This window comes from Streptomyces xylophagus, from assembly GCF_000716435.1.
GTDB classification, from domain to species: domain Bacteria; phylum Actinomycetota; class Actinomycetes; order Streptomycetales; family Streptomycetaceae; genus Streptomyces; species Streptomyces xylophagus.
Genome location: NZ_JNWO01000013.1, coordinates 175,120 through 199,552, shown reverse-complemented (window position 1 = coordinate 199,552; position 24,433 = coordinate 175,120). Strand labels below are relative to the sequence as shown.

The window sequence follows — 24,433 nt, the reverse complement described above, 5'->3', positions numbered from 1 at the left end:
GTCGGTAGGTCCCCCAGGTCCTGGGCTACAGAATTGGGGGCGGCACGCACGCGTGGACACGTATCGGCCATGACTCTCAAGGAACTCCAAAGACCGAACCGGCCCCGCTGTCAGTGCCCCGGCAGATACTGGGGACATGACGGCTCCAGGAACCGTGCTGGTGGTCGAGGACGAACCGAGCATCGCGGACGTCCTCGCCATCGCGCTGCGCTACCACCGCTTCGAGGTGATGACCGCGGGCACCGTGCGCGAGGCACTCGCCCTCGCCGAGCGCACCCGCCCCGACTGCGCGCTGCTGGACGTGATGCTCCCGGACGGCGACGGCCGCGCCCTGGGGCAGGAACTGCGCGCCCGCAGACCGGATCTGGCGCTCGTCTTCCTCACCGCGCGGGACGCGCCGGCCGAGATCGTCGGCGCCCTCGGCTTCGGCGACGACTACATCACCAAGCCGTTCGACATCGACGTGGTCGTCGCCCGGATCACGGCGGTCCTGCGCCGCACCCGCCCGGACGACGTCCTCCCGCAGCGCCCGCCGCTGCGCTACGGCGACCTGGAGCTGGACGAGACGACGTACTCGGTGCACCGCGCGGGCCGCTCGGTCGAGCTGACCCCCACCGAGTACGCCCTGCTGCGCTTCCTGGTGCGCAACGGCGGCCGGATCGTGCCCAAGGAGCAACTCCTGCGCCACGTCTGGCAGTACGAGCACACCCCGCCGGAGTCGACCGTCGTCGAGACCTACATCAGCTATCTGCGGCGCAAGCTGGACGCCCTGGGAGCGCCGGTGATCACCACCCGGCGGGGTGTCGGATACGGGCTCGCATGAGGAAGCTCCACCTCCCGAACTGCGAGCGCGGGGTCCACTCCCTGCGCGCCAAGCTGACCCTGGCGAACGTGGCGCTGCTGGCGCTCGGCATCGTCATGGCCACCGCCGTCAGCCTGATGGGCATGCGGCACTATCTGCTCGCCCAGGTCGACACCGAGCTGACCAAGTCCCGTGACTCGCTGGGCGGTTCGCAGCTCACCATGCAGCAGATCAACACGCTGAGCACCCTGGCAGGCATCGGCGACCACCTGATCCCGAAGCAGATGGGCGACTCGCCGAACCCGGACACCGTGTTCGCGGCCGTCGGCAAGCAGGGCCGGGTCCTCACCGTCGCCGGCTTCGAACCGACCGCCGCCCAGCGGGCACTCGCCGACGCCTTCCAGGACCCGGCCTCGCTGGCCGCCGACGGGACACCGCGCGACATCACACTGCGCGGCGACCCGTACCGCGCCACCGGGACCCGGCTCGCCGACGGCACGTACATCCTGATCGCCGCCTCCACCGGCGGCTTCCACCACGGCATGGCCAAGGCCCTCAAGCTGGACCTCGCCTTCGGCAGCCTGCTGCTGGTGCTGCTCGCCACGCTCACGATGATGAGCGTGCGGCGGCGGCTGCGGCCCCTGGAGGACATGGTGGAGACCTCGACGGCGATCGCCGAGGGCGATCTCACCCGGCGCGTGCCCTCCAGCCACCATCCGACGCAGGAGGTCGAGCAGCTGCGGGTCGCCCTCAACTCCATGCTCCACCAGGTGGAGTCGGCGTACCGCACGCGCGAGCGTACGGCGGCCCAGCTGCGCCGCTTCGTCGCCGACGCCTCGCACGAGCTGCGCACCCCGCTGTCGGCGATACGCGGCTACCTCCAGCTGTACGACAAGGGCATGCTGACCGAGCCCGAGGAGCGCAGGCGGGCCTGGGACCGGATGAACGCGGAGGCGGACCGCATGGGCCGCCTCGTCGACGAACTGCTCACGCTGGCCCGCCTCGACCAGCAGCCCGAACTGCGGTTCCGGAACGTCGATCTGAGCCGCCTGGTGCGCGACGCCGCCGAGGACCTGCGGGTGCAGCAGCCGGAGCGGCCCGTCACGGTCGGCGCCGACGGCTCCCTCCTGGTCCGCGCCGACGAGTCGGGCCTGCGCCAGATACTCGGCAACCTGGTGACCAACGTGCGCACGCACACCCCCGCCGACGTGCCGGTGCGGCTCGGTCTGGAACGCGAGGACGGGGTCGTACGGCTGTGTGTCGCGGACCAGGGTCCCGGGCTCTGTCAGGACGACGCGGCGCGCATCTTCGACCGGTTCTTCCGGGCGGGCGGCGGTGCGGGCAGCGGTCTGGGGCTGGCCATCGTGCAGGGCGTCGTCCAGGCGCACGGCGGCGACGTGGCGGTGCGGACGGCGCCGGGCGAGGGGCTCGCGGTGACGGTGACCCTGCCGACACGGACGCCCGTGCCGACGTAGAACACCCGGGTTTTTACGGCGTGTCGGGCAGGACGAGTGCCCACACCGTCTTGCCGTGCACCCCGCGGCTCCACACGCCCCAGGCGGCCGCGATGCCCTCCACTAGGTGGAGTCCGCGGCCGGCCTCCTCGACGTCCGTCACGATCCGCAGCCGGGGTTCGACCCGGCCCTCGTCCGACACCTCGATGAGGCAGGAGCCGTCCGCGAGAGCCGTCACCGCGACCTCGAACTCCCGTTCCAGGAGCGGCCCGTGGCGTACGACGTTGGTCGCCAGCTCGGACACGAGCAGCACCGCGTCCTGGAGCGCCGGATCGTCGCTCCCGTGCCCCCAGTCGGCCAGATGGTCCCGGACCCGGCGGCGGGCGAGACCCACCGAAGCCGGGTGCCGGGGCAGCCGGAAGGAGTTGCGTCTGACCACGTCGACTCCTCACCCCGCGCACGCCTCCGTCACATGGTGCTGCGTGCGCGGGCCGCCCGGTGTCACTCGGACGAGGAACGGCCGGGCGAAACGGGTCAGATCCAGTCCAGCGCCCACAGCCGGAACACACCGGTGCCGTCCGACAGATAGGAGATACCGCCGACGTCCTCACTGCTCACGACGTACTCCTTGCGCTGCCACAGCGGGATCAGCGGCACGTCCTGGGCCACGTCCACCTGCAGATCGCGGAAGTCCTCGTCGACGCGGGTGCGGTCGGCGAACTGCTGGCTGTTGAGGATCAGTTGGTCGACGAGCTTGTTGCTGTAGCCGGTGTTCATGGTGGAGCCGGTGCCGACGAGCGGGGAGCCGAAGGTGTCCGGGTCGGGATAGTCGGCGACCCAGCCGACCGCGTACGCGTCCAGCTTGCCGGTGGCCCAGCGCTTCTGGAAGTCGGTCCACTCGTAGCCCTTGACGTCCACCTTGAACAGCCCGCTCGCCTCCAGCTGCTTCTTCAGCTCGGCGGCCTCCTCGGCGCCGGAGCCGTGCCCGATGCCGTAGCCGTAGGTGAAGTGGACCGGGAGGGAGACATCGGCCTCTTCGAGGAGTGCCTTGGCCTTCTTGGCGCTCTGTGTGGGATAGGCGTCGAAGAAGGACGTCGTGTGGCCGAGGATGCCGGTGGGGATCAGCGAGTACAGCGGGTCGACGGTGTCGTCGTACACCGTGGCGGCCAGCTGTTCGCGGTTGATCAGCCAGGCCATGGCCTGCCGGACGAGCACGTCGTGCAGGGGCGTGCCCTTGCGGGTGTTGAGGTACAGGTTGCGGGTCTCGGAGCTGTCGGCCTCCGACACCCGCTGATTCGGGTCGCTCGCGGAGAGCCCGGAGAGCATCTTGGGCGGCAGCTGGCGGGTGGCCACCTCGACCTGCTTCGCCTTGTACGCCTTCTGCAGCGCGTCCGAGTCGGCGTAGTAGCGCAGCTCGATCGGGCTTCCGGTGTTCTTGACCGCGCCCTTGTAGTGGCTGTTGGGCTCGAGGACGGCCTTCTTGTCCTTCGTATACGTCGACAGGGTGTACGGCCCGGTGCCGTCGACCCGGAAGCCGTTGCGCGGGGCGTCCTTCGGGTACTTGGTGCTGTCGACGATCGCACCGGCGCCGGTGGCCACCTTGAACGGGAACGTGGCGTCCGGCGACGACAGATGGAAGGTGACCGTCATCCCGGAGGCGGTGACCGAGCCGAGCGTGGAGAGCAACGCCGACGGGCCGACATCCGAGTTGATCTTCTTGACCCGGTCGAAGGAGTACTTCACGTCCGCGGCGGTCATCTTGCGCCCGCTCGGGAAGGTGAGCCCGTCGCGCACCACACAGCGGTACGTCTTCAGCCCGCCGCCCTCGAACGCGCAGCTCTTGGCCGCGTCCGGCACGGGTGCGGCGCCGCCCGAGTCGAACGTCATCAGTGACTGGAAGACGTTGCTGTACAGCGCCCAGGAACCGGCGTCGTACGCGGCGGCCGGGTCGAGCGACGTGACGGCGTCCGTCGTCCCCACCGTGATCATCTTGTCCTTGTTCCCGTTCGACGGCAGCAACTGCCAGCCGCCCACTCCCACGGCCGCCAGGACCAGCAGCGTCGCGAGAATCCGTATGCGAACCGACCGCATCGGTGAGCCCTCCCCAGGACCCTCCCGGGCCCCTGCGCATATGCCACTCCCCTAGTGGCGCGGATCACCTAACCACAGGAGTTTCATCCGGGGGAAGAGGGTTCTGCCGAGATGAGAAAGAACTTACCGACGGGTGTTAATTGCCCGTTTCACAGGCGACTCTCAGCCACTTCGCGGACCTGCCCGCAGACCACCAACTAGGCCTGTTTCGAAGCCAGTTCGACGACCGTGATGTCCGACGGCGCCCCCACCCGCGTCGGCGGTCCCCACGCCCCCGCGCCCCTGCTGACGTACAACTCGGTGTCGCCGTAGCGCTCGAGTCCCGCGACCGTCGGATTGGCCGCCGCCGCGATGAAGTTGCCGGGCCACAACTGGCCGCCGTGGGTGTGCCCGGAGAGCTGGAGGTCGACGCCGTGCTTCACGGCCTCCTGGATCTGCACCGGCTGATGCGCGAGGAGCACGCACGCGCGCGTGGTGTCACGATCGCCGAGCGCCTTCCCGAAGTCGGGGCCCTGTCCCTCGCTCTCACCCTGGAGGTCGTTGACTCCGGCGAGGTCGAACCAGGGCAGTTCCGTACGGGCGTTCTCCAGGGTGTGGATCCCGAGCGTGCGGACCTCTTCCAGCCACTGTTGGGCGCCGGAGAAGTACTCGTGGTTGCCGGTGACGAAGAACGACCCGTGCCGCGCCCGCAGTTGAGCCAACGGTGCCGCCGCAGGCCCCAGGTTCTTCACACTCCCGTCGACCAGGTCACCTACGACCGCGATCAGATCGGGCTGCGTCGAGTTGATCGTGTCGACGACCTTCTGCGCGAAACCCCGCCCCAGGACCGGCCCCAGGTGGATGTCACTGACGACCGCGATCCTGAACCCGTGCGCGGACCGCGGCAGCTTGGCCAACGGCACGGTGACCCGCTTGACACTCGGCCCGCGCAGCACGCCGTAGGTCCCGTACCCGACGGTCCCGACGGCGGCAGCGGCAGCCACGCCCCCGACGACCCGCGAGACGAAGAGCCGACGGGAGGGGGCCGCTTCGGGAGCTGGGGGGTCCGTCTCTTCCACGGCCGTCTCGGCTCGCCCGCGCCGGTCCAGGAACCGGCGCAGCAGCGGCCGTAGGACCTCACCCGCGAGGACGGCCAGCAGCAGGTAGATCAGCACGGCCATCCACAGGAAGCCGGGCCAGCCCAGGACGCGTTGGAGCCAGAAGGGCGCGCCGCCGCGCTCGGTGGCGAGGGCCGCGATCATCAGCACCGGGCCGGCGGTCAGGACGGCCGTGCCGGTGACGCGGGCGGGGCCCCACGCGCGCGTGGTGTCGCGGACGAGGCGGCGCCAGAGGTACCAGTGGACCCCGCCGAGGACGGCGACGGCGACCAGGGCGACGAGCGCGATGACGAGGATGGCCACTTCTCTATGACGTCCGGCGCAGTGCGCGCAGTCCACGCAACCCGAGGCCCCCGATGACCGTCCCCAATACGAAGGAGACGATGGCGAGGGTCAGATGCACCCAGAAGTACGCCGTCGGACGGCCGTCGTCGAAGGCGAGCCCGCTGCTGTCCGCGACCAGGTTTTTGACGAAAGTGACCCAGATGACCCAGCTCCACACCCCGAAGGCGAGCAGGAACCAGGAGACGGGGCGGCTGAGCTTCATGAGTCCAGTATCGCCGTCGTCCCCGGGGGCCCGTGTCCGGGGTGGGGCCGGTGACGGGACTTCGGGTCCCTGGGCATGTACGTTCTCGTGCGTGCCCGCTCCACAGCAGACCATCAGGCGATCCCTGCTGGTGCTTTCCGCCGCCCTGTCGTCCCTCGCGCTCACCGCGCCCGTCGCCCTCGCGGCCCCGAGTCCGACACCGACGCCGAGTTCGACGCCGAGTCCGAGTTCGAGTACGTCGGCGAGTCCTACGGCCACTCCCCCGGCGGACATGTCGTCGGTGGGCGGTACCCGGCTCGGCCAGGCGGGGACGCAGGTCAATCTGACGTCCGGCGTGCCGGTGCTGCCGAAGGACGTGACCGCGCGGTCGTGGATCGTGAGCGACGCCGAGTCGGGCGCGGTGCTCGCCTCGCACAACGCGCACTGGCGGCTGCCTCCGGCGAGCACCCTGAAGATGCTGTTCGCGGACACCGTGCTGCCCAAGTTCCCGAGGACGACCGAGCACAAGGTGGTCGCGTCCGACCTGGCCGGCATGGGCGCCGGTTCCAGTGTGGTGCCGATAAAGCAGGGCGAGAGCTACACGGTCCACGATCTGTGGCTCGGGGTCTTCCTGCGCTCCGGCAACGACGCGGTGCACGTCCTGGCCCACATGAACGGCGGCGTCGACCAGACCGTCGCCGACATGAACGCGCACGCCCAGGATCTCCAGGCGCTGGACACGCACGTGGTGACGCCGGACGGCTACGACGAGCCGGGGCAGGTCTCGTCGGCGTACGACCTGACGCTGTTCGCGCGCTCCGGCCTGCAGAAGAAGGACTTCCGGGAGTACTGCTCGACAGTGAGCGCGAAGTTCCCGGGCGAGACGACGAAGAAGAAGGGCAAGTCGGTCCGCGGGACCTTCGAGATCAAGAACACCAACCGGCTGCTGAGCGGCGACTCGGACGTCTCGGTGTACCCGGGCATCGCGGGCGTCAAGAACGGCAACACCACCAACGCGGGCGCCACGTTCACCGGCGTCGCCGAACGCAACGGCAAGGTGCTGCTGGTGACGGTCATGAACCCGGAGAAGGACGAGCACAACGAGGTCTACAAAGAGGCCGCGAAGATCCTCGACTGGGGCTTCCAGGCGGACGGCAAGGTGCAGCCGGTGGGTGAGCTGGTCGCGCCGAAGAACGCGGCGCAGGCGAGCGCACAGCCGGGTGCCACGGCCAGCGGGGAGGCGGGCGGCGACACGGCCGCGAAGCCGGCCGCGAGTTCCTCGGCCTCTGCCTCCGAGGAGGAGGACGGTTCGAGCGGGGTCGGGATCGCGCTCGCGATCGTCGGCGGGCTGCTGGTGCTGCTCGCCGGTGCTGTGTTCCTCGTCAACCGGCGCTGGCCGCTGCCGGATCTGGTCCGTCGTCGCCCTCGTCCCTGACCTTCGGGTTGTCGGCGTCGCCTTCCGGGACGTACTCGTCGTCGTCCTCCGGCCTGCTCGGCGTCGCCGTCCAGGCGGCGCAGAACAGGACCAGCTTCGAGGTGAAGTTCATCCACAGCAGCAGGGCGACGGGGACGCCGAACGCGCCGTACATGCTCTTCGCGGCCACGCCCTGGATGTAGCCGCTGAGCAGCAGCTTCAGCAGTTCGAAGCCGACCGCGCCGATCAGCGCGGCCACGAAGAGGCGGCGGCGCGAGGGCTCGACGCCGGGCAGCAGGGTCAGGACGTACAGCAGGAGCAGGAAGTCGGCGAGTACGGCGACGCCGAACGCGGCGATCCGCAACAGGATGCCGCCCCAGCCGCCCGCCACCAGGCCCAGTTCGCGGCTGATCCAGTCGACCAGGGCGGAGGCGACGGTCGAGATGGCGATCGTCGCGAGGACGGCGCCGCCGAAGCCGACCAGCACACCGGTGTCCATGAGCTTGCGCAGCAGGGGGTTCTCGTCGCGGTCGGGCAGCTCCCACACCGCGCGCAGGCACTCCCGCATCGAGCCGACCCAGCCGATGCCGGTGAACAGCAGGACGGCACCGGCGATGAGACCGATGGTGCCCGCGTTGTTCACCAGGGAACCGATGTCGAGCTGGTCGGAGATGCCGGGGACCTGCTCGGCGATCTTGTCCTGGAGTTCGTGCTGCTGGTCGGTGCTGAGGGTGGCGGCGGCGATCGCGGCGGCCACGGTCAGCAGCGGGAACAGCGCGATGAAGCTGATGAACGTCATGGCGGCGGACAGCTGCGACCACTTCACCCGGTCGAGGCGCTCGTACGACCGCCACACGTGCGTGGCCGTCAGGCGCACCCACAGCGGCCCGATGAAGGGGAGCTTCTTCAGCCAGTCCATGATCCGATTCTGCCCTGTCCCGCCCTGTCCACCGCCTCGCGGCGAAGGGAGTTGGTGACGGGAATCAGTGACTGGGAATCGTGCCGCGCTCGGTGCGGGCCGCCTGGGGCGGTACGACCGCGCTGCCGAAGGCGAACTCGCGCAGCTTGCGCCAGACGCCGTCGGCGCCCTGTTCGTAGAGCGCGAAGCCGGTGCAGGGCCACTCGGCGCAGTAGTCGGCGAGCGCCTCGAAGGCGCGGTCGAGCAGCTCGTCGTCGATGCCGTGCGCGACGGTGACGTGCGGGTGGTACGGGAAGTTCAGCTCGCGTGCCATCGGTCCGGAGGCGTCACGGACCTGCTTCTGCAGCCAGGTGCAGGCCTCGGCGCCCTCGACGACCTGGACGTAGACGACCGGGGACAGCGGCCGGAACGTGCCGGTGCCGGACAGCCGCATCGGGAAGGGGCGGCCGGCCGCGGCGACCTCGACGAGATGGTCCTCGATCGCGGGCAGTTGCGAGGAGTCCACCTCGGTCGGCGGCAACAGCGTGACGTGCGTGGGGATACCGTGAGCCGCGGCGTCGCCGAAGCCCGCGCGCCGCTCCTGGAGCAGGCTGCCGTGAGGCTCCGGGACCGCGATCGACACACCGATCGTTACGGTCCCCACGTCGTCTCCTGTCGTCCTGTCGGTGGTGGTAATGGTGCCGGTGGTCCTGGTGGTGAGCGGGGTGGCCACGCGCGCGGCCACCCGGCTATCGACTGTACGGCCACACCTGAGTTGTGGGCAGGCGCATCCGTAGTGATGTGCAGCGCTCTGTCCAGTGGTACGTGTGTGCGGTCGTGCGCCTCAGTGCTTGGCGGGCAGGAAGCCGACCCTGTCGTACGCCTGCGCGAGGGTCTCGGCGGCGACGGCGCGCGCCTTCTCCGCGCCCTTGGCCAGGATCGAGTCCAGCGTCTCCGAGTCGTCCAGGTACTGCTGGGTGCGCTCCCGGAACGGCGTCGCGAACTCGACCATGACCTCGGCGAGGTCCGTCTTGAGCGCGCCGTACATCTTGCCCTCGTACTCCTTCTCCAGCTCGGCGATCGTCCTGCCGGTGAGGGTGGAGTAGATGGTGAGGAGGTTGCTGACGCCCGGCTTGTGCTCGGCGTCGTAGCGGATCACCGTGTCGGTGTCGGTGACCGCGCTCTTGACCTTCTTCGCCGTCGCCTTGGGGTCGTCGAGGAGGTTGATGAGGCCCTTCGGTGTCGACGCCGACTTGCTCATCTTGATCGACGGGTCCTGAAGGTCGTAGATCTTCGCCGTCTCCCTGAGGATGTACGGCTTCGGGATCGTGAAGGTCTCGCCGAAGCGGCCGTTGAAGCGCTCGGCGAGGTCGCGGGTCAGCTCGACGTGCTGGCGCTGGTCCTCGCCGACCGGGACCTCGTGCGCCTGGTACAGCAGGATGTCGGCGACCTGGAGGATCGGGTACGTGAACAGGCCGACGGACGCGCGGTCCGCGCCCTGCTTGGCCGCCTTGTCCTTGAACTGGGTCATCCGGCTGGCCTCGCCGAAGCCGGTGAGGCAGTTCATCACCCAGGCGAGCTGGGCGTGCTCGGGGACGTGGCTCTGGACGAAGAGCGTGCAGCGGTCCGGGTCCAGGCCTGCGGCCAGCAGCTGGGCTGTGGCGAGGCGGGTGTTGGCGCGCAGGTCCGCGGGGTCCTGCGGGACCGTGATCGCGTGCAGGTCCACGACCATGTAGAACGCGTCGTGGGACTCCTGGAGGGCTACCCACTGGCGGACTGCGCCGAGGTAGTTGCCTAGGTGGAACGAGCCTGCGGTGGGCTGGATTCCGGAGAGCACGCGGGGTCGGTCTGAGGCCATGTTCACCATTCTCTCAGGTCTTGGGGGCCGGTCCGGAACTGGTGCGGAACTGGTTCGGAGCAGATGTGACGCGGGTGGGAACCGATCCGCCTCGGGCGGTGTACCAAATGTGTGAAGACGCGGGAGGGGGGCCGCATCGTCGATGAGGCCGCGGTGATCGCACGCGTACGCGCCGGAGAGGCGGAGGCGTACGCGGAGCTGGTGCGAGCCCACACGGGCATCGCGCTCAGGGCGGCCGCGGCACTCGGGGCGGGAGCGGACGCGGAGGACGTGGTGCAGCAGGCCTTCGTCAAGGCGTACTGCGCGCTGGGCAGGTTCCGGGACGGCGCGGCCTTCAAGCCGTGGCTGCTGTCGATCGTCGCCAATGAGACCAGGAACACAGTGCGTACGGCGGCGCGCCAGCGCACGCTCGCCGGCCGGGAGGCGGCGTTCGTGGAGGCCGAGCCGCTGATACCGGAATCGGCGGACCCGGCGGTCGCCACGCTGGAGACGGAGCGCCGCGGGGCCCTGCTGTCCGCCCTGGACCAGCTGAGCGAGGAGCACCGCCTGGTCGTTACCTACCGCTATCTCCTGGAGATGGACGAGCCGGAGACGGCCCAGGCCCTGGGCTGGCCACGCGGGACGGTGAAGTCCCGGCTGAACCGCGCGCTGAAGAAGCTCGGGCGGTTGCTGCCGGATTTCCGGCCTAGGGAAGGAGGTGATGAGCATGAGTGACGGACGGGCGTCGTACGAGGGTGAGGGCGCCGGCGCTGCCTCTCGGTTGCCGGAGGAGCTGCGGGCGCTGGGGCGCTCGCTGGACGCGCGGGGCGGTGGCGGGGCCGTCGGCTCCGAGTCGATGGTCGAGCGGGTGCTGGCGCAGATACTGGCCGAGCAGATCCCGGTTCCCGTCCAGGAGGCCGGGACGACCGGGGTGCGGGCTCGGCTGCACGCCGTCCGACGCTGGACGCGGATGCGCCGGCGCGCGCTGGCGGCGGCCCTGTGCGGTCTGCTGACGGTGCTCGTGCTCACGCCTCCGGTGCGTGCGGCGGTCTTCGACTGGTTCGGCTTCGGCGGGGTCGAGGTGCGGTACGACCCGTCCGCGGTGCCCTCGGCCGGTGTCGTGGTGCCAGGGTGCGGCCGGTCGGTGACCCTGACGCAGGCCCGCGACCGGGCGGGGTTCGAGCCGCTGGTGCCGGACGCGCTGGGCGTTCCGGACGCGGTGACGGTGACCGGCGAGCCGCAGGGGCGCTTTCTGGTGAGCCTGTGCTGGCGGGAGGGCGGGCACACGGTCCGGGTCGACGAGTATCCGGCGCGGCTGGACATCGGTTTCGCCAAGACGGTGCGCGAGCCGCCGGAGTGGCTGTCGCTGGGCGGGACCGTCTCGTCGGACGGCATACAGGACCCGGCGTTGTGGTTCGCGCGCCCGCATCTACTGAGCTTCTGGCTGGTGGACGCGGACGGGGACCGCTATACGCGTGCGGAGCGGACTGCCGGTCCGACGCTGCTGTGGACGCATGCGGTCGGCGGAGTTCCGGGCGGTGACCTGACGTTCCGGCTGGAAGGGGTGGCGTCGAAGCGGCGGGCCGTGGAGATCGCGAAGTCGCTCGACCGGCGCGAGTAGGGCGAGTGGTGCGGGCGGAGTGGGAACCCCGGCGGGTCGGGCGGTGTACCAGAAGTGACAGGCGGCTCGCGGGCGGGCCGTACGGGGATCGGCTGGTTGGGGGTTCGGATGTCCGGAGGCGGAAGTGCGGGCAGGATTCGTGAACTGACGGCTCTGAGCTGGGCGTTGGCCATGGTGCTGGCACTGATGGTGTGGGGTGCGTCGCACGCGGCGGCGGGAGGGCCGACCAGCGTGCTCGTGACCTCGCCCGAGAGCGGCCAGGCCACGGCGCTGTATTACTCGGACGAACAGTACGGAACGCTCCAGCGGTTGCTCGGGCCGGAGGGCAAGGGGACCCGCGACAAGCCGCCCGAGGCCGATCTGACCCACGCCCGCCAGATCAACGTCACCTGGCTGGCGCACGACATATCGCCCTGGCGGATCGACCGGGTCTTTCCGGTCGAGTCCCGGCCGCGGGCGGTGTGGATCCACACGGCGGCCGACGTGTCGGAGAACGCGAATCTGAACGGCTATTGGCACCGCGCCGAGCAAGCCGCCGAGTTGCGCGCCCTCTTGGAGAAGCTGGGCGTGACGGGCAAGGCCACCGGTGGCGGGTACTCCGGCATCCTCCCGGCGCCGTGGCAGTCGGCCGAGCCGGATCAGGCGACCGCCACACCTGACACCGACACGGGAACCACCACGGTGCAGGTCTCCCTGCAGGACAAGGGCCGTGGCACCGACTGGTGGTGGGCGGTACCGGGCGTGGCGGCCGGAATGGTACTGGCCCTCGTTCTGCGGCCGTTCGCCGCGCGGCTGCCGCTGGATCGGTGGCGGAAGGGGCGGGAGCCGGGCCCCAGGCAGGAGTTGCAGGACGTGTGAGGAGCGGCGGGAGACCAGGAGCGACGGAGGGGGACGGATGTGGAACGCGGGAGGGGACGCGCGAGGCTGTGGGGCGTGTGTCTCGTTGCGGGGTCGGCGTTGACGGCTCTGGCCGGGACGGCTGAGGTCCAGGCCACCGGGATGGATCAGGCACAGGCTCGGGGCCCGCACCGGGACATCCCTGATCTGGCGCTGGTCGTGACCGGTGACACGGGCCGGGCCGAGGCATGGCACTCCGGGGACTCGTCGTTCGCACGCCTGTGGACGTTGTTGCAGCCGACGTACGCGGGGACGGAGCGGGTGTCGCAGGAGTGGGAGGCAGGCCGGTATCCGGCAGTGCGGATCACGGTGGTGTGGGGACTGACCGGGGTCGGCGGCTGGCCTCGGACAAGTCGGGCTCCGGGTGGTGATGTGGCGGTGGAGCGGGAGGACCAGTTGTTCGTGGCCGCGGACGGCACACCGTGGGTGCGGACGGATCCGGCTCCGGAGGTGGCGGACGACGACATCCGCTGGCATCGGGCGCCGCGCTCGGTCTTCGCGCAGTTGGAGCGAGCGGGACTGCTCGGTCGGGCCGGTACCGATGGCAGGGCAGTTGCCGGCGGATCCGAATCCGCAGACCTGGCCGGGCCTGCCTGGTGGGCGGCGGCGGGGGTGGCCGTCGGGGCCGGCGGCACGCTGCTGATACGCCACGCGGCGGCCCGGCGTGGAGCCGGACCGCCGCGGGAGGAACCACGACAGGAACTCATCGATCTGTGAGAGTCGCCGATCTTTGACAACTCGACAGAGGGCGTATGTCAGCCGAGGTCGATCTCCGGGTACAGGGGGAAGCCCGCGACCAGGTCCGTAGCCCTGCGGGAGATCTCGTCGGAGATCTTGTCGTCCAGGACGTGCGAGGCCTTGCTCGGGGCGCCCGACTTCGTCGTGCCCGGCTCGGTGCTGGTGAGGACTCGGTCGATCAGGGACGCGACCTCGTCCATCTCCGCCGTGCCCAGGCCGCGGGTGGTCAGGGCGGGGGTGCCGATGCGGATGCCGGAGGTGTACCAGGCGCCGTTCGGGTCGGCGGGGATGGCGTTGCGGTTGGTGACGATGCCGGAGTCCAGGAGGGCCGTCTCTGCCTGGCGGCCGGTGAGGCCGTAGGACGTCTCCACGTCGATCAGGTTGAGGTGGTTGTCGGTGCCGCCGGTGACGAGGGTGGCGCCGCGGCGCATCAGGCCGTCGGCCAGCGCGCGGGAGTTGTCGACGATGCGCTGGGCGTAGTCCTGGAAGGAGGGCTGGCGGGCCTCGGCGAGGGCTACGGCCTTGGCGGCCATGACGTGCGGGAGGGGGCCGCCGAGGACCATCGGGCAGCCTCGGTCGACCTGGTCCTTGAGGGAGTCGTCGCACAGGACCATGCCGCCGCGCGGGCCGCGCAGGGACTTGTGGGTGGTGGTGGTGACGATCTGTGCGTGCGGGACCGGGTCGAAGTCGCCGGTGAGGACCTTGCCCGCGACCAGGCCCGCGAAGTGCGCCATGTCGACCATGAGGGTCGCGCCGACCTCGTCGGCGATCTCGCGCATCAGGCGGAAGTTCACCAGGCGGGGGTAGGCGGAGTAGCCGGCGACGATGATCAGCGGCTTGAAGTCGCGGGCCGAGGCGCGCAGGGCGTCGTAGTCGATCAGGCCCGTCGCCGGGTCGGTGCCGTACGAGCGCTGGTCGAACATCTTGCCGGAGATGTTCGGGCGGAAGCCGTGGGTGAGGTGGCCGCCGGCGTCCAGGGACATGCCGAGCATGCGCTGGTTGCCGAAGGCGTGGCGGAGTTCGGCCCAGTCGGCGTCGGAGAGGTCGTTGACCTGGCGGACGCCGGCCTTCGCGAGGGCCGGGACCTCGACGCGGTCGGCGAGGATCGACCAGAAGGCGACGAGGTTGGCGTCGATGCCGGAGTGCGGCTGGACGTAGGCGTGGCGGGCGCCGAAGAGTGCCTTGGCGTGCTCTGCCGCGAGGGACTCGACGGTGTCGACGTTGCGACAGCCGGCGTAGAAGCGGCGGCCGATGGTGCCCTCGGCGTACTTGTCGCTGAACCAATTGCCCATCGCGAGCAGCGTCGCCGGGGAGGCGTAGTTCTCGGAGGCGATCAGCTTGAGCATCTCGCGCTGGTCGGCGACTTCCCGGCCGATGGCGTCGGCGACGCGCGGCTCGACGGCGCGGATCACGTCGAGGGCGGCGCGGAAGGCGGTGGACTCGGGGGAAAGGGGCGCGGAATTGTCGGGCATGGGGACCTCCGGACGTGGCGTTCGGCGTTCACGGTACGGCCCAGGCGCACGGCACACATTCCAGCTCGGGCCGCTCCCCGATGGTCGGTCCCATCCCAGCGCGCCAGTCACGGCCCGCCGGTCAGCCTACCGGGCGGACCGGACGGGGCGGCTCGTGCGTCCAGCATCTGGAGTTCGGTGAGAGTCCCCGCGCGGGAGGCCGTGGCGATCTCCCCTCCCCTACAGTCACTTCGTGCTCTTTGGAATGGTGTGCGCGCTCGGCGCGGCGGTCTGCTTCGGTACGGCGACGGTGCTTCAGGCGGTCGCCGCGCGGGCGGCCAAGGTGGGTGGGGGCGGGGACGCGGCGCTGTTGCTGCGGGCGCTGCGGCAGTGGCGGTATCTGGCGGGTCTTGGGCTGGACGGGCTGGGGTTCGTGTTCCAGATCGCTGCGCTGCGGTCGCTTCCCATCTACGCGGTCGGGGCGGCGCTCGCGTCTAGCCTCGCGGTGACGGCGGTGGTGGCCGCGCGGCTGCTGGGAGTTCGGCTCAGCGGGACGGAGTGGGGGGCCGTCGGGGTGGTGTGCGCGGGGCTGGCGATGCTGGGGCTGGCGTCGGGCGCGGAGGGGGACCGGGCCGGGTCTACGGCCTTGAAGTGGGCGATGTTGGGGACGGCGGGGGCTGTGCTGCTGCTCGGGCTGGTGGGTGGGCGACTGCCGGAGCGGGGGCGGGCGTTGACGCTGGGGTTGGGGGCGGGGTTCGGGTTCGGGGTTGTCGAGGTGGCGGTGCGGCTGATCGACTCGCTCTCGCCCTCGACGCTGGTTGCCAATCCGGCGACGTATGCGCTGCTCGTGGGTGGGGGTGCGGCGTTCTTGTTGCTGACTACGGCGTTGCAGCGGGGGTCTGTGACGACGGCCACGGCGGGGTTGGTGATCGGGGAGACGATCGGGCCTGCGGTGGTGGGGGTGGTGTGGCTCGGGGACCGGACGCGGGGCGGGTTGGAGTGGCTGGCGGTGTTGGGGTTTGTGGTGGCGGTGGTGGGGGCGTTGGCGTTGGCACGGTTCGGTGAGGCGCCGGCCTCCGGCGGTGGAGCGGTTGATGGTGCGGGTGAGTTGGGGTGACCGTCCCTGGGGGCTGCGCCCCCAGACCCCGCTTCGGCCCTGAAGGGGCCTCGTCCTCAAACGCCGGACGGGCTGAAAATTGCTGGCCTGCACGCATAGAACACCCTTTGTCCCACCCTCACGGCAGCACCCTGCACAGTGCCTCCACCGCCCCCGCCCACGCGTGGTCCGGCGGTGTGCCGTAACCCACCACCAGGGCGTCCAAGGGGTCGGCTACCGCCTGTTCGTGGCGGTAGAAGGACAGGGAGTGGAGGGCGAGGCCCTGCCAGGCGGCGGCTTGGACCACTGAGTGTTCGGTGCCCGGGGGAAGGCTGAGGACGGCGTGGAAGCCGGCCGCGATGCCGGTGGCGTGGACGTCGGGGGCGTGCTGGGCCAAGGCGTCGACCAGGGTGTCGCGGCGGCGGCGGTAGCGCAGGCGGGCGGCGCGGACGTGGCGGTCGTAGGCGCCGGAGGTGATGAACTCGGCGAGGGTCAGTTGGTCCAGGGCGCCGCAGGTGTCGACGGCGCCCTTCGTCTGCGTGACCTCCTCCGCGAGTGACGGGGGCAGGACCATCCAGGCAAGGCGGAGACCGGGGGCGAGGGACTTGCTGGCGGTGCCCAGGTAGACGACGTGGTCCGGGTCCAGGCCCTGGAGGGCGCCGATCGGCTGGCGGTCGTAGCGGAACTCGCCGTCGTAGTCGTCCTCCAGGACGAGGCCGCCGGTGCGCCGGGCCCAGTCGACGACGGCCGAGCGGCGGTCGTGGTGGAGGGGGACGCCCATGGGGAACTGGTGGGCGGGGGTGAGCAGGACGGCCGGCTCGTCCGTCAACTGGGCCGGGTTCGTGCCGAGTTCGTCGAAGGGGAGCGGGCGGGTGCGCAGACCGGTCGCGGCGAGGATCTGCCAGTGCGCGGTCAGGCCGTAGGACTCCACCGCGATCTTGTGGGCGCCGCGGGCCCGTAGTGCCGTGCCGATCAGGCGGAGGCCGTTCGAGATGCCCGCGCTGATCAGGATGTGCTCGGGGTCGGCGCGGACGCCTCGGGCTCGGGCGAGGTAGGCGGCGAGGGCGGTGCGCAGTTCGACATGGCCGCGGGGGTCGCCGTAGCCGAGGGCCTGGTACGGGGCGGCGGTGAGGGCGCGGCGGGCGGCCTTGAGCCACTCGGTGCGAGGGAAGGCGGCGAGGTCGGGGGTGCCGGGGACGAGGTCGTAGGCGGGGCGGGTGTGGAGGCGGCGGGGTGGGGTCGTTTCCGTGGGCGGGACGACTGCGCGCTCGGCTACGCGGGTGCCGGAGCCCTGGCGGGCGGTGAGCCAACCCTCGGCGACGAGGTCGGCGTAGGCGTCGGCGACCGTGTTGCGGGCGATGCCCAGGTCGGCGGCGAGGGAGCGGGAGGAGGGCAGGCGGGTGCCGGGGGCGAGGCGGCCGGTGCGGACGGCGTCGCGGAGCGCGTCCGTCAGGCCTCGGCGGACGCCGGTGCCGCTGTGGGCACCCGTGCCGGTGACGGTCGGTTCGAGGTGCAGGTCGACGCCCAAAGTGGCCCAGGATTTCGCCATGGAAATGGACCATACTCCTGGGCTGCCTGGCTTCTAGGGTCGAGACATGACCACAGCACAAGAAGCTCCTTACGCCCCCGAACACAGCCCCCGTCTGAACTGGGCCGAGCACGCCCCCGAGGTCTACAAAGCGATGGTCCGCCTCGACGCGGCGGCCCGTCGGGGTCTCGACCCGACGCTGCTGGAGCTGGTGAAGATCCGCGCCTCGCAGCTCAACCACTGCGCGTTCTGCCTCGACATGCACACCAAGGACGCGCTCGCGGCGGGCGAGAGTGTCGAGCGGATCATTCAGCTCGGCGCGTGGGAGGAGTCCCGGCACTTCTACACCGAGAAGGAACTGGCCGCGATCGAGCTGACCGAGGCAGTCACGGTTCTCACGGACGGCTTCGTGCCGGACGACGTGTACGACCGGGCCGCCGCACACTTCGAGGAGGCCGAGCTGACACAGCTGATCGCCGCGATCACCGTCATCAACGCGTGGAACCGGTTCGGCGTGAGCACACGGATGGTGCCGGGGCACTACAAGGCGGGACAGCACAAGTGACCTTGCGGACATGGGTGTTCGGGGGTTGTCGGCCATGAGTGGCGTGGAGGTGTTTCGGAGGCTGCATCGGGGGCGGCTTCCCGGGGATCCGCTCGTGCTGCCCGGGCCCTGGGACGCGGTCAGTGCGCGGGTGTTCGTGGACGCCGGGTTTCCCGCGCTCGCCACGCCCAGTGCCGGGGTCGCCGCCTCGTTGGGGTACGAGGACGGGGCGACCCCGGCGGACGAGATGTTCGCGGCGGTCGCGCGGATCGTGCGGGCCGTGGATGTGCCGGTGTCGGCGGATGTCGAGGGTGGGTACGGGCTCGCGCCGAAGGAGCTGGTGGAACGGCTTCTGGAGGCGGGGGCCGTGGGGTGCAACCTTGAGGACTCCAACGGGGGTGTTCTCAAGGACCCACGGCAGCATGCCGATTGGCTCGGCGAGGTGCGGTCCGTGGCTGCGGACCAGCTGTTCGTCAACGCGCGGGTCGACGTCTTCCTGCACGGCGACGGGAATCCCGAACGGGCCATCGAGCGGGCCGCGTTGTACGTCGCCGCCGGTGCCGACTGCGTGTATCCGATCGCAGCGCCCGCTGATGTGCTGCCGTTGCTGCGGTCCGGTATCCAAGGGCCCGTGAACGTGTTCTGTCGGCTGGACGGCGAGGGCCCCTCGCCCACCGAACTCGGTGAACTCGGGGCCACTCGCGTCACGTTCGGGCCGGGGCTTCAGCGTTGGGCGGCAGGTGCGCTGGGAGGGATGGCCGGGGAGTTGCAGAAGCGGTGAGCCGGGTCAGGACAGCCAGGCCTTCCAGGTGGCGGGGTGGTTGTCCACCCACTTCTTCGCCGCGTCGGCCGGGGAGAGTTTCTGGTCGGCGATCATCAGGGAGACCTCGTTCTGGTCCTCGGTCGTCCACTTGAACTTCTTCAGGAAGGCCGCCGCCTTGCCGCCGCGCTGCGCGAAGTCCGTGTTGAGGTACTTCTGCAGCGGGGTGTGGGGGTAGGCGCAGGCGACCTTGGCCGCGTCGGCGTCACAACCCTCCTTGTAGGCAGGGAGTTCGACCTCGGTCATCGGGACCTTCTTGAAGAGCCACTGGGGTGCGTACCAGTAGGTCAGGAAGGGCTTCTTCTCCTTGGCGAACTGTTTCATCTGGGTGATCTGCGCGGCCTCCGAACCGGCGAACACCACTTGGTAGTTGAGCTTCAGGTTCGTCACCAGCGCCTTGTCGTTGGTGACGTAGGAGGGCGAACCGTCCATCAACTGGCCCTTGTTGCCGCTCTCGGCGGTGCGGAACAGCGAGGAGTACTTGTTGAGGTTCTTCCAGTTCGTGATGTCCGGGTGCTGCTTGACGAGGTACGTCGGGACGTACCAGCCGATGTGCCCGGTGACTCCGAGGCCGCCCGCGCGCGTGATCGTCTTCTTGTCGTCGACGTAGCGCTTCTCCTGGTCGGGGTGGCCCCAGTCCTCCAGGATCGCGTCGACCCGGCCCTGGCTGAGCGCGTCCCACGCGGGGACTTCGTCGACCTGGACGGTGTCGACGCGGTAGCCGAGCTTGTGCTCCAACAGGTACTGCGCGACAGCCACGTTGGCCTGCGCGCCCACCCAGGACTGGACGGAGAGGGTCACGGTCTTGGCGCCCTGCGCGTTGGCGAAGGGCGAGGCCTGCTTGGTCATGTCGGCGGCGCCGCAGCCCGAGAGCAGGGCGAGGGACGTCACCGCGGCCACCGAATAAAGCGTACGAACTCGCATGTCACGCTCCCTTCTTGGTGCGGCGTTCCGTCGGCTGGGTCACCCGGTCGAGCATCAGGCCGAGGCAGACGATCGCGGCGCCCGCCACCAGTCCGGTCGCCAAGTCGCCCTGGGCGAGGCCGAATACGGCGTCGTAGCCGAGCGCGCCGCCGCCGACCAGGCCGCCGATGATGACGACGGCGAGGACGAGCACCACACCTTGGTTGACGGCGAGGAGCAACGCCGGGCGGGCGAGCGGGAGTTGGATCTGGCGCAGTTGTTGGGTGCTGGTCGCGCCCAGCGAGCGGGCCGATTCCAGGGCGGCCGGGTCGACCTGGCGCAGGCCCTGTGTGGTGATGCGGACGACGGCGGGGAGGGCGTAGACGACGGCCGCCGCCACGGCGGGGGCGCGGCCTACGCCGAAGAGCGCGACGACCGGGATCAGGTACACGAACTGCGGCATCGTCTGGCAGACGTCGAGGACGAGGCGCAGGGCACGTTCGAAGCGGTCGCTGCGGGCGGCGGCGATGCCGGTCGCGAAGCCGAGGACGAGGGTGACGGCCACGGCGGCCAGCACCTGCGACAGCGTGTCCAGCGACGGCTTCCACACGCCGAGGACACCGATCGCGGCCATGGCGAGGACGGCGGTGAGCGCGGTGCGCCAGGTGCCGATGACCCAGGCGAGGGCGGCGACGATCAGGAGCAGCGCCCACCAGGGCAGCCACTGCAGGCCGTCGCGTACGGGGTCCAGGACCCAGGTGGTGAAGTGACCCGCCCAGTCGGCGGTGCCGCCGAGGTAGGGGACGCCGGAGTAGAGGTGGGCGGTCATCCAGTCGACGACGCGGTTCACCGGCTCGGCGATGCCGAGGGTCCAGCCGGAGGGCCAGTCGAGGGCGCCGGCCAGCCGGACCGCCACCGCTACGGCGACGGTGGCGCCGAGCGCGTACAGCCACGGGCGGAGACCCGCTCCCTGCTCCCCCGCGCGCTCGCCCGCCGCTGCCGTGACCCGGTCCAGTACGACGGCCAGCAGCACGATCGGGATGCCGGCGGCCAGGGCCGCGCCCACGTCCACGGACGCGAGGGCCTGGTAGACGCGGTCGCCGAGGCCTCCGGCGCCGATGACGGACGCGATGACCGCCATGGACAGGGCCATCATGATCGTCTGGTTGAGGCCGAGGAGGAGCTGCTTGCGGGCCAGCGGGACACGGGCGGTCAACAGGCGTTGGCGTCCGGTGGCGCCCAGGGACTCGACGGCCTCCAGGACCTCCGGGTCGGCGTCGCGCAGGCCGAGCGCGGTGAGGCGGGCCATGGGCGGGGCGGCGTAGACGACGGTGGCGAGGACGGCGGCGGGGACGCCGATGCCGAAGACGAGGACGACGGGGAGGAGGTAGGCGAAGGCCGGGAGCACCTGCATGGTGTCCAGGACCGGGCGCAGCGCGCGGTCGGCCCGCGCGGAGAGGCCGCCGGCCAGGCCGAGCAGGGCGCCCACGACGACCGACGTGAGCACCGCGACCACCATGAGTGCGAGGGTCTGCATGGTGGGCACCCACATGCCGAGCAGCCCGCAGGCGAGGAAGGCGACGCCGGTCCCGATCGCGAGGCGTACGCCCGCGACCCGCCAGGCGACGAGCGCGCCGAACGCGGTGACGCCGGCCCAGCCCGCGGCGAGCAGCACCAGGTACACGGCGCGTACCGACAGGACGACGGCGTTGCTGATGTAGCCGAAGAAGTAGAGGAACAGTGGGTGGCTGTCCCGGTTGTCGATGATCCAGTCGTTGGCCCGGCCCAGCGGACCGGACAGGTCGACGGTGAGGGCGCCCGGCCAACTCCCGCTGGACCAGTGCGCGTTGGCGAGCGGTACGAGGATCGCTGCGGCGAGCGCGAGCAGGAGAAGTTTGTGCGCGGCCCGGTGGCGGAGGACGCCGGGGAGGGCGAGGCGCGGGGCGGGTGCGGTGACCGTGGCCATCAGACCGCCTCCTTGCCGATATCGGCGGGCTCCTCGCGGACGCCGGGGCCAGGGCCGTCACCGGCAGCCATGCGAACGCCGGTGCTGTCGCCGCCGGTGCCGGTCGCGGTGCCGACACCTGCGCCGCCACCGCCCCCTGCGCTACCGCTGTCCCCCGTGCCCGCGACCACGCCGAGCAGCACGTCCGAATCCACCATCCCGACACAGCGGCCCTGGTCGACGACCCTCGCCGGGACCCCGGCGCGCGCGACCGCCTCGATGGCTTCGGAGACTGTGGCGTCGGGCGCGACGGCGGGACCGCTGCCCGCGCCGCCGACCCCGCCGGCCTCCTCCGCGGACGCGGCACGCATCGCCGTACGGACCGTCATGACCTCCGCGCGCGGTACGTCCCGTACGAACTCGCGTACGTAGTCGTCGGCCGGGGAGCCCACGATCTCCTCGGGGGTGCCGAGTTGGACGATGCGGCCGTCGCGCATCAGGGCGATGCGGTCGCCGAGTTTCAGCGCCTCGTTCAGGTCGTGGGTGATGAAGACCATCGTGCGGCCCTCCTCGCGGTGCAGCCGGACGACCTCCTCCTGCATGTCGCGCCGGATCAGCGGGTCGAGCGCGCTGAACGGCTCGTCGAACAGGAGGACTTGGGGGTCCACCGCCAACGCCCGGGCCAGGCCCACGCGTTGACGCTGGCCGCCGGACAGCTGGGCGGGGCGCCGCTGCTCCATGCCCTCCAGGCCGACCTTGGTGGCGACCTCGGCGGCCCTACGGCGGCGCTCGGCCTTGCCGATGCCCTGGATCTCCAGGCCGTAGGCGACGTTGTCGAGGACCGTGCGGTGCGGGAGGAGACCGAAGTGCTGGAAGACCATCGCGGCGCGGTGGCGGCGGAGTTCGCGCAGCCGGGACTTGTCCATCGCGCGGACGTCCTCGCCGTCGATGGCGATGGTGCCGGCGGTCGGTTCGATCAGGCGGGTGAGGCAGCGGACCAAGGTGGACTTGCCGGAGCCGGACAGGCCCATCACCACGAAGACCTCGCCCTTGCGCACGTCGAAGGAGACGTCACGGACGGCGGCGGTGCAGCCGGTGCGGGTGCGCAGGCCTGCGGCGTCCAGGGCGGTGAGTTCGGGGTCGGCCGGGACCCGGTCGGCCTTGGGGCCGAAGACCTTCCAGAGGCCCTCGACGGAAAAGACAGGGCTGGTCGGGGTAACGGAGGTACTCATCACGCACCACCCCCGATCAGGTCCACGGCCCGTTCACCGACCATGAGCACCCCGATCATCGGGTTCACGGCGGGCATGGTCGGGAAGACGGAGGCGTCGGCGATGCGGATGCCGTCCAGGCCGCGGATGCGCAACTCGGGGTCCACTACGGCCAGTTCGTCGGTGTCGGCGCCCATGCGGCAGGTGCCCGCCGGGTGGTACACAGTGTGGGCGACCTTGCGGGCGTACTCGCTCAGCTCCTCGTCGCCGAGGATCTCCGGGCCGGGACACACTTCCCGCTTCAACCAGCCGGCCAGTGGCTCGGTCTTCGCGATCTCGCGGGCGATGCGGATGCCGTCGACCAGGGTGCGGCCGTCGTAGTCGTCCTCGTCGGTGAAGTAGCGGAAGTCCAGGGCGGGTTTGACCGACGGGTCGGCGCTGGTCAGGAACAACCGGCCGCGGCTCTTCGGCTTGGGGATGTTCGGGGTCATGGAGACGCCGAACTCGGGGCGTTCGTAGCCGAGGCGCTCCGGATTGTCGGTGAAGGGGACCTGGTAGAAGTGGAACATCAGGTCGGGGCCCGGGAGTTGGGGATCGCGGCGTACGAACAGGCCCGCGTCGGAGTCCATCGCGGAGTTCTCCGGGATCGGTCCGTTCGTCTCCCAGACGATCACCGACTCGGGGTGGTCGAGGAGGTTCTCGCCGACGCCCGGCAGGTCGAGCGCGACGGGGATGCCGAGCGCTTCGAGGTCCTTGCGGGGGCCGATGCCCGAGTGCAGGAGCAGGCGCGGGGAGTCGACGGCACCGGCGCACAGGACGACCTCGCGGCGGGCCCGGACGAGGAGTTCCTCGCCGTCCTTGGTGCGGACGTGCACACCCTCGGCGCGGGTGCCGTTCAGCTCCAGCCGGTGGGCCCAAGTCTCCAGGAGGATCGTCAAGCTGGGGCGTTCGTCCATCACCGGGTGCAGATACGCGACCGAAGCCGAAGAGCGCTTGTTGTTCTCCGGGTGGTAGGCGAGGTCGAAAAAGCCGACGCCGTCCGTGAAGGGCGCCTTGTTGAAGCCCTCGACGCGCGGGACGCCTAGCGCCTCCTGGGCCGCGTCGACGAAGTCGCGGGCGATGGCGTTCCGGTCCCTCTCGTCTACGGGGACGATGTTGTTGAGGAGGCGGGCGTAGTACGCCTCCATCGAGATCGCGCCCCAGCCCTTCGCGCCCGCCGCCTCCCACTCGTCCCAGTCGGACGGCAGCGGCTTGAAGGCGATGAGGGTGTTGTGCGAGGAGCAGCCGCCGAGCACGCGGGCGCGGCTGTGCCGGATGTGGGAGTTGCCGCGCGGCTGTTCGGTGGTCGGGTAGTCGTAGTCCAGGTCGCCGCCGAGGAGGCCCGTCCAGCGGCGCAGGGTCAGTACGTCCTCGCGGTCGACGTCGGTGGGGCCGCCCTCGATGACGGCGACGGTGACGTCGGGGTTCTCGGTGAGGCGGGAGGCGATGACTGAGCCGGCCGTGCCGCCGCCGATGACGACGTAGTCGTATACGTGGGGGGTCTCAGGCATGAGGAGCAAC

23 protein-coding genes and 1 riboswitch are annotated in these 24,433 nt (G+C 70.7%); of the genes, 10 read left to right on the top strand and 13 right to left on the bottom strand.

Annotated features, from left to right (window positions below; translation table 11 throughout):
* Positions 1-136 precede the first annotated feature (136 nt).
* Both OO70_RS28235 and OO70_RS28230 read left to right on the top strand, forming a co-directional pair.
* Complete coding sequence (locus OO70_RS28235; protein WP_043677113.1) at positions 137-823, top strand: response regulator transcription factor; 687 nt, start codon at positions 137-139, stop codon at positions 821-823.
* Complete coding sequence (locus tag OO70_RS28230) at positions 820-2,277, top strand: sensor histidine kinase (RefSeq protein ID WP_043677110.1); 1,458 nt, start codon at positions 820-822, stop codon at positions 2,275-2,277. The genes OO70_RS28235 and OO70_RS28230 overlap by 4 nt, the downstream gene beginning before the upstream one ends.
* A 13-nt stretch (positions 2,278-2,290) precedes the next feature.
* Here OO70_RS28230 and OO70_RS28225 read toward each other — a convergent pair whose 3' ends face one another.
* From OO70_RS28225 to OO70_RS28210, 4 genes are all read right to left on the bottom strand, one after another.
* Positions 2,291-2,695 carry an ATP-binding protein gene (locus OO70_RS28225; RefSeq protein ID WP_043677108.1) on the bottom strand — a complete coding sequence of 135 codons (405 nt, stop codon included), beginning with the start codon at positions 2,693-2,695 and terminating at the stop codon, positions 2,291-2,293.
* 95 nt (positions 2,696-2,790) lie between these two features.
* Positions 2,791-4,347, bottom strand: coding sequence for an ABC transporter substrate-binding protein (locus OO70_RS28220; RefSeq protein ID WP_043677106.1), 1,557 nt, complete (start codon positions 4,345-4,347; stop codon positions 2,791-2,793).
* Between the two features lie 197 nt (positions 4,348-4,544).
* A complete protein-coding gene (locus tag OO70_RS28215; RefSeq protein WP_043677104.1) occupies positions 4,545-5,747 on the bottom strand; it encodes a metallophosphoesterase in 1,203 nt (400 codons plus the stop codon).
* 4 nt (positions 5,748-5,751) lie between these two features.
* Positions 5,752-5,991, bottom strand: a complete 240-nt coding sequence (locus tag OO70_RS28210) for an SCO4848 family membrane protein (RefSeq protein ID WP_043677271.1) — start codon at positions 5,989-5,991, stop codon at positions 5,752-5,754.
* A gap of 91 nt (positions 5,992-6,082) precedes the next feature.
* On the opposite strand from OO70_RS28210, the gene OO70_RS28205 reads away from it, so the two are divergent.
* Positions 6,083-7,405: a D-alanyl-D-alanine carboxypeptidase family protein gene (locus OO70_RS28205; RefSeq protein ID WP_324604877.1), complete on the top strand. Its 1,323-nt coding sequence runs from the start codon at positions 6,083-6,085 to the stop codon at positions 7,403-7,405.
* Here the strand turns inward: OO70_RS28205 and OO70_RS28200 are convergent.
* The 3 genes from OO70_RS28200 to trpS all read right to left on the bottom strand — a co-directional run bounded on the left by OO70_RS28200 (position 7,353) and on the right by trpS (position 10,140).
* Positions 7,353-8,303 carry a YihY/virulence factor BrkB family protein gene (locus OO70_RS28200; RefSeq protein ID WP_043677101.1) on the bottom strand — a complete coding sequence of 317 codons (951 nt, stop codon included), beginning with the start codon at positions 8,301-8,303 and terminating at the stop codon, positions 7,353-7,355. The genes OO70_RS28205 and OO70_RS28200 overlap by 53 nt on opposite strands.
* A 64-nt stretch (positions 8,304-8,367) precedes the next feature.
* Complete coding sequence (locus OO70_RS28195; RefSeq protein ID WP_043677270.1) at positions 8,368-8,946, bottom strand: 2'-5' RNA ligase family protein; 579 nt, start codon at positions 8,944-8,946, stop codon at positions 8,368-8,370.
* A gap of 180 nt (positions 8,947-9,126) precedes the next feature.
* Positions 9,127-10,140 (bottom strand): tryptophan--tRNA ligase, encoded by a 1,014-nt coding sequence (gene trpS / locus OO70_RS28190; RefSeq protein WP_043677268.1) that lies wholly within the window; start codon positions 10,138-10,140, stop codon positions 9,127-9,129.
* Positions 10,141-10,251: 111 nt separating this feature from the next.
* Between trpS and OO70_RS28185 the strand changes: the two genes are divergently transcribed.
* The 4 genes from OO70_RS28185 (at position 10,252) to OO70_RS28170 (ending at position 13,354) form a co-directional block, all read left to right on the top strand.
* Positions 10,252-10,854 (top strand): RNA polymerase sigma factor, encoded by a 603-nt coding sequence (locus OO70_RS28185; protein ID WP_199827421.1) that lies wholly within the window; start codon positions 10,252-10,254, stop codon positions 10,852-10,854.
* On the top strand, positions 10,841-11,740 hold the full coding sequence (locus OO70_RS28180; RefSeq protein WP_407702833.1) for a hypothetical protein: 900 nt from the start codon (positions 10,841-10,843) through the stop codon (positions 11,738-11,740). The genes OO70_RS28185 and OO70_RS28180 overlap by 14 nt, the downstream gene beginning before the upstream one ends.
* Before the next feature lie 108 nt (positions 11,741-11,848).
* Entirely contained in the window at positions 11,849-12,598 is a 750-nt protein-coding gene (locus OO70_RS28175; RefSeq protein ID WP_234336937.1) for a hypothetical protein, read from the top strand.
* Between the two features lie 141 nt (positions 12,599-12,739).
* Positions 12,740-13,354 carry a hypothetical protein gene (locus OO70_RS28170; RefSeq protein WP_234336947.1) on the top strand — a complete coding sequence of 205 codons (615 nt, stop codon included), beginning with the start codon at positions 12,740-12,742 and terminating at the stop codon, positions 13,352-13,354.
* Between the two features lie 38 nt (positions 13,355-13,392).
* On the opposite strand, the gene OO70_RS28165 is transcribed toward OO70_RS28170, so the two are convergent.
* Complete coding sequence (locus tag OO70_RS28165) at positions 13,393-14,847, bottom strand: glycine hydroxymethyltransferase (RefSeq protein WP_043677095.1); 1,455 nt, start codon at positions 14,845-14,847, stop codon at positions 13,393-13,395.
* Positions 14,848-14,878: 31 nt separating this feature from the next.
* A riboswitch (ZMP/ZTP riboswitch) is annotated at positions 14,879-14,968 on the bottom strand.
* A gap of 123 nt (positions 14,969-15,091) precedes the next feature.
* On the opposite strand from OO70_RS28165, the gene OO70_RS28160 reads away from it, so the two are divergent.
* Positions 15,092-15,943, top strand: a complete 852-nt coding sequence (locus tag OO70_RS28160; RefSeq protein ID WP_043677266.1) for a DMT family protein — start codon at positions 15,092-15,094, stop codon at positions 15,941-15,943.
* 118 nt (positions 15,944-16,061) lie between these two features.
* Here OO70_RS28160 and pdxR read toward each other — a convergent pair whose 3' ends face one another.
* Positions 16,062-17,471 (bottom strand): MocR-like pyridoxine biosynthesis transcription factor PdxR, encoded by a 1,410-nt coding sequence (gene pdxR / locus OO70_RS28155; protein ID WP_043677093.1) that lies wholly within the window; start codon positions 17,469-17,471, stop codon positions 16,062-16,064.
* A 46-nt stretch (positions 17,472-17,517) separates the two neighbouring features.
* On the opposite strand from pdxR, the gene OO70_RS28150 reads away from it, so the two are divergent.
* Together OO70_RS28150 and OO70_RS28145 are read left to right on the top strand one after the other, a co-directional pair.
* Positions 17,518-18,015, top strand: coding sequence for a carboxymuconolactone decarboxylase family protein (locus OO70_RS28150; protein WP_043677091.1), 498 nt, complete (start codon positions 17,518-17,520; stop codon positions 18,013-18,015).
* A 34-nt stretch (positions 18,016-18,049) separates the two neighbouring features.
* Positions 18,050-18,775, top strand: coding sequence for an isocitrate lyase/PEP mutase family protein (locus OO70_RS28145; RefSeq protein ID WP_043677264.1), 726 nt, complete (start codon positions 18,050-18,052; stop codon positions 18,773-18,775).
* A gap of 6 nt (positions 18,776-18,781) precedes the next feature.
* On the opposite strand, the gene OO70_RS28140 is transcribed toward OO70_RS28145, so the two are convergent.
* Genes OO70_RS28140 through OO70_RS28125 form a run of 4 tightly spaced genes read right to left on the bottom strand, consistent with a single transcriptional unit; the run spans position 18,782 to position 24,423 of the window.
* Entirely contained in the window at positions 18,782-19,738 is a 957-nt protein-coding gene (locus tag OO70_RS28140; protein ID WP_043677089.1) for an ABC transporter substrate-binding protein, read from the bottom strand.
* Position 19,739: 1 nt separating this feature from the next.
* Entirely contained in the window at positions 19,740-21,683 is a 1,944-nt protein-coding gene (locus OO70_RS28135) for an ABC transporter permease (protein WP_043677087.1), read from the bottom strand.
* The gene (locus OO70_RS28130) at positions 21,683-22,894 is read right to left on the bottom strand and encodes a quaternary amine ABC transporter ATP-binding protein (protein ID WP_234336935.1); all 1,212 of its coding nucleotides are present in this window, start codon (positions 22,892-22,894) and stop codon (positions 21,683-21,685) included. Before OO70_RS28130 ends, OO70_RS28135 begins: the two co-directional genes overlap by 1 nt.
* On the bottom strand, positions 22,894-24,423 hold the full coding sequence (locus OO70_RS28125; protein WP_043677259.1) for a GMC family oxidoreductase: 1,530 nt from the start codon (positions 24,421-24,423) through the stop codon (positions 22,894-22,896). The genes OO70_RS28130 and OO70_RS28125 overlap by 1 nt, the downstream gene beginning before the upstream one ends.
* Positions 24,424-24,433: the final 10 nt, after the last annotated feature.

Bases quoted from the DNA above. Each gene is read 5' to 3' on its own strand.
- OO70_RS28200 (WP_043677101.1), bottom strand. From the start codon at position 8,303: ATGGACTGGCTGAAGAAGCTCCCCTTCATCGGGCCGCTGTGGGTGCGC.
- trpS (WP_043677268.1), bottom strand. From the start codon at position 10,140: ATGGCCTCAGACCGACCCCGCGTGCTCTCCGGAATCCAGCCCACCGCA.
- OO70_RS28170 (WP_234336947.1), top strand. From the start codon at position 12,740: ATGGATCAGGCACAGGCTCGGGGCCCGCACCGGGACATCCCTGATCTG.
- OO70_RS28145 (WP_043677264.1), top strand. From the start codon at position 18,050: ATGAGTGGCGTGGAGGTGTTTCGGAGGCTGCATCGGGGGCGGCTTCCC.
- OO70_RS28150 (WP_043677091.1), top strand. From the start codon at position 17,518: ATGACCACAGCACAAGAAGCTCCTTACGCCCCCGAACACAGCCCCCGT.
- OO70_RS28220 (WP_043677106.1), bottom strand. From the start codon at position 4,347: ATGCGGTCGGTTCGCATACGGATTCTCGCGACGCTGCTGGTCCTGGCG.
- OO70_RS28230 (WP_043677110.1), top strand. From the start codon at position 820: ATGAGGAAGCTCCACCTCCCGAACTGCGAGCGCGGGGTCCACTCCCTG.
- OO70_RS28140 (WP_043677089.1), bottom strand. From the start codon at position 19,738: ATGCGAGTTCGTACGCTTTATTCGGTGGCCGCGGTGACGTCCCTCGCC.
- OO70_RS28160 (WP_043677266.1), top strand. From the start codon at position 15,092: ATGGTGTGCGCGCTCGGCGCGGCGGTCTGCTTCGGTACGGCGACGGTG.
- OO70_RS28165 (WP_043677095.1), bottom strand. From the start codon at position 14,847: ATGCCCGACAATTCCGCGCCCCTTTCCCCCGAGTCCACCGCCTTCCGC.
- OO70_RS28235 (WP_043677113.1), top strand. From the start codon at position 137: ATGACGGCTCCAGGAACCGTGCTGGTGGTCGAGGACGAACCGAGCATC.
- OO70_RS28130 (WP_234336935.1), bottom strand. From the start codon at position 22,894: ATGAGTACCTCCGTTACCCCGACCAGCCCTGTCTTTTCCGTCGAGGGC.
- OO70_RS28180 (WP_407702833.1), top strand. From the start codon at position 10,841: ATGAGCATGAGTGACGGACGGGCGTCGTACGAGGGTGAGGGCGCCGGC.
- OO70_RS28175 (WP_234336937.1), top strand. From the start codon at position 11,849: ATGTCCGGAGGCGGAAGTGCGGGCAGGATTCGTGAACTGACGGCTCTG.
- OO70_RS28125 (WP_043677259.1), bottom strand. From the start codon at position 24,423: ATGCCTGAGACCCCCCACGTATACGACTACGTCGTCATCGGCGGCGGC.
- OO70_RS28210 (WP_043677271.1), bottom strand. From the start codon at position 5,991: ATGAAGCTCAGCCGCCCCGTCTCCTGGTTCCTGCTCGCCTTCGGGGTG.
- pdxR (WP_043677093.1), bottom strand. From the start codon at position 17,471: ATGGCGAAATCCTGGGCCACTTTGGGCGTCGACCTGCACCTCGAACCG.
- OO70_RS28135 (WP_043677087.1), bottom strand. From the start codon at position 21,683: ATGGCCACGGTCACCGCACCCGCCCCGCGCCTCGCCCTCCCCGGCGTC.